Consider the following 2,821-nt stretch of genomic DNA (forward strand, 5'->3'; position numbering starts at 1 on the left):
CCGCCATCCGGAACAAACACCTCTATAACCCCGGGGGGGGGGGGGGGGGCCCGGGGGGGGGGGGGGGGGGGGGGGGGGGGGGGGGGGTGGGGTGGGGGGTTAGGGGAGGAGGGGGTGTTGGACTACGTTTTCTTCTCGGCCTGGGCCTACGCCGATGACGCTGACCCTGGTGTTGCAGAGTTCCTCGACGCGGGCGATGTAGCGACGGGCGTTCTCCGGCAGCTCGTCAACGGTGCGGGCCTTGGTGATGTCCTCCCACCACCCGTCGAGCTCCTCGTACACCGGCGTGGCGTGGTGGAAGTCCGTCTGGCTCATCGGCATGTCGTCGACGCGCTTGCCGTTGATCTCGTAGCCGACGCAGATCGGCACCTTGGGCAGCCCGGTGAGCACATCCAGCTTGGTGATGACCAGGTCGGTGACGCCGTTGAGGCGGCAGGCGTACCGGGCCACGACCGCGTCGAACCACCCGCACCGGCGCTCCCGGCCGGTGGTGGTGCCGTACTCCGCGCCGATCTTGCGCAGGTGCGCGCCGTTGGCGTCGAACAACTCGGTCGGGAACGGCCCCGAACCGACCCGGGTGGTGTACGCCTTGCTCACCGCGATCACCTGGTTGATCGCGGTCGGCGGGATGCCGGCGCCCACGCAGGCGCCACCGGCCGTCGGGTTGGACGACGTCACGAAGGGGTACGTGCCGTGGTCCATGTCCAGCATGGTGGCCTGGGCGCCCTCCAGGAGCACCGTCTCGCCGCGGTCCAGCGCGTCCCAGAGCATGGCCCGGGTCTCGGCGATGTACGGCTTGAGCCGCTCCGCGTACTCCAGGTACTCCTCGACGGTGGCCTCAAGGTCGATCGCCTTGCGGTTGTAGACCTTGAACAGCATCTGGTTCTTCTCGCGCAGCGCGAGTTCCAGCTTCTTGCGCAGGATGCCCGGGTCGAGCAGGTCCTGGAGCCGAATGCCCATCCGGGCGACCTTGTCGCCGTACGCCGGGCCGATGCCCCGGCCGGTGGTGCCGATCCGGGACGAGCCGAGGTACCGCTCGACCACCCGGTCCAGCGCCCGGTGGTGCGGCATGATGAGGTGCGCGTCACCCGAGATCCGCAGCCGGGACACGTCCACGCCACGCTCGGCGAGACCGTCGATCTCGGCGAGCAGCACCTTCGGGTCGACCACCACGCCGTTGCCGATGATGATCATCGCGCTCGGCGAGAGCGCCCCGGAGGGCATCAGGTGCAGCGCGTACTTCTGGCCGTCCGGGGTGATGACCGTGTGCCCGGCGTTGTTGCCGCCGGAGTAGCGCACGACGTAGTCGACCCGCTCACCCAGCAGGTCGGTAACCTTGCCCTTGCCCTCGTCGCCCCACTGAGCGCCGATGAGCACGATCGCTGGCATCTTTTCCGCCTCCAGAAGGCTCGGGTGCCAGGTGGCGACCGGTTGGCGAGCCCGGGGTGTCAGGTTAACAAGTAGTGACGGCGCGACCGGCAGGGGTCGCGTCGAGAGGCAGGAGGCTCCTTCCGTGTACGACGTGGTGCTGCTCACCCTCTCATCGGAGCGCGACGCTCCCGGGGGCTGCGGCAGCGGCGGGGCCTGCTGCGGCGGCGCGACCGGAACCGACACCGCCGTCAAGGGCGCTGACGCTGGCACGGCGACCGACGCCGGCACCGACCCTGGCGGGACGCCGGGTGACGCCGACCGGTGCGCCACCGACCGGCCCCGCGTGCCGGTGCTGGCCTGCGCCGACGCCCTGACCGCCCGAGGTGCCCGGGTGCAGACGGTCACCGCCCGCTCGGACGCGGAGATCGACGCGGTGTTGGCCCAGCTCGACGGTCCGGCCCGCCCGGACGGTCTCACCTGGCCGGATTCGGACGGCAAGACCCGGCTGGTCGTCGCCACGGCGAGCGACGCGCAGTTGCGCGCCGTGCTGCGCCGGCTCGTCCGGCGGTACGCCCCACCGCCGAGCCGCCGTCCGGCTGACCTGCGTGGTGACCGGACCCTGCCCGACCTGCCGCCGGTCGCCGTACTCCCTCTCGACCCAGCGCGCGGCGGCACCCACCGGGACCTGGCCGCGCAGCTCGGGCTGCCCCGCGACCCGGCGGCCGTGGCCGCCGCCGTGTTGGACGGCACGCCACGCCGGCTGGACCTGCTGCGCAACGACGGCGGCTCGGTGACCCTGGACGGCGCTCTGCTCGGCGCCGCCGATGACGCGGGCCGCCCGCTGCACTGGCGGGCCCGGGTGGAGGTGGACGACGCCATCCTCACCGACGGCGACGAACCGCTGCTGGCCTGCGCGATCGGAAATGCCGGCGGGTACGCGTCGCTCGACGACGTGACGCTGCTGGCCGCGCCGGACCCGGCCGACGGCCAGGTCGAGGTAGCGGTGGCCGTCCCGGTGGTCGTCCGCTCGGCCTTGGGACGCAAGCGGGTACGCCTGGAGGTGCGGCGGGCCCGGGGACGGGCCGTGTCGGTGCTGCCCCGGGAGGGAAAGGTGCCCTACCTCGACGATGGCGTCGAGGGTGAGCTGACCCGCAAGCGCTCCTGGTGGATCGAACCGGGTGCCTGGGCGGTCTGGGTGGTCTGACCCCGACTGCGCCGATCGGCCCCGATCGGCCGGTGGGCCTATCCTCGCAGGAGGACTGGGGAGGAACCGTAATGGACAAGAACGCCGACCGGGCGCAGGTGCCCGGCCAGCAGCCGGTGCCGGAGCGGGACATCGAACCACTCTGGCCGCCGGATCCGGCCGAGCGGGGCGCGGGTGACGTGGTGCCGCCGTGGGCGGCGGTCGCCGAGCGGCGGGACGGGCCGCCGCCGTCCGCGCCGTCGTCGG

General features: G+C 72.7%; 2 protein-coding genes. One reads left to right on the forward strand and one right to left on the reverse strand.

Translation table 11 applies throughout. The features are described from left to right. Nucleotides 1-99 precede the first annotated feature (99 nt). On the reverse strand, nucleotides 100-1,389 hold the full coding sequence (locus AB0J68_RS30400; protein ID WP_354853416.1) for an adenylosuccinate synthase: 1,290 nt from the start codon (nucleotides 1,387-1,389) through the stop codon (nucleotides 100-102). Between the two features lie 124 nt (nucleotides 1,390-1,513). On the opposite strand from AB0J68_RS30400, the gene AB0J68_RS30405 reads away from it, so the two are divergent. Then, nucleotides 1,514-2,575: a hypothetical protein gene (locus tag AB0J68_RS30405; RefSeq protein ID WP_363942122.1), complete on the forward strand. Its 1,062-nt coding sequence runs from the start codon at nucleotides 1,514-1,516 to the stop codon at nucleotides 2,573-2,575. Nucleotides 2,576-2,821 lie beyond the last annotated feature (246 nt).

This window comes from Micromonospora sp. NPDC049580, assembly GCF_040675595.1.
Taxonomy (GTDB): Bacteria; Actinomycetota; Actinomycetes; order Mycobacteriales; family Micromonosporaceae; genus Micromonospora.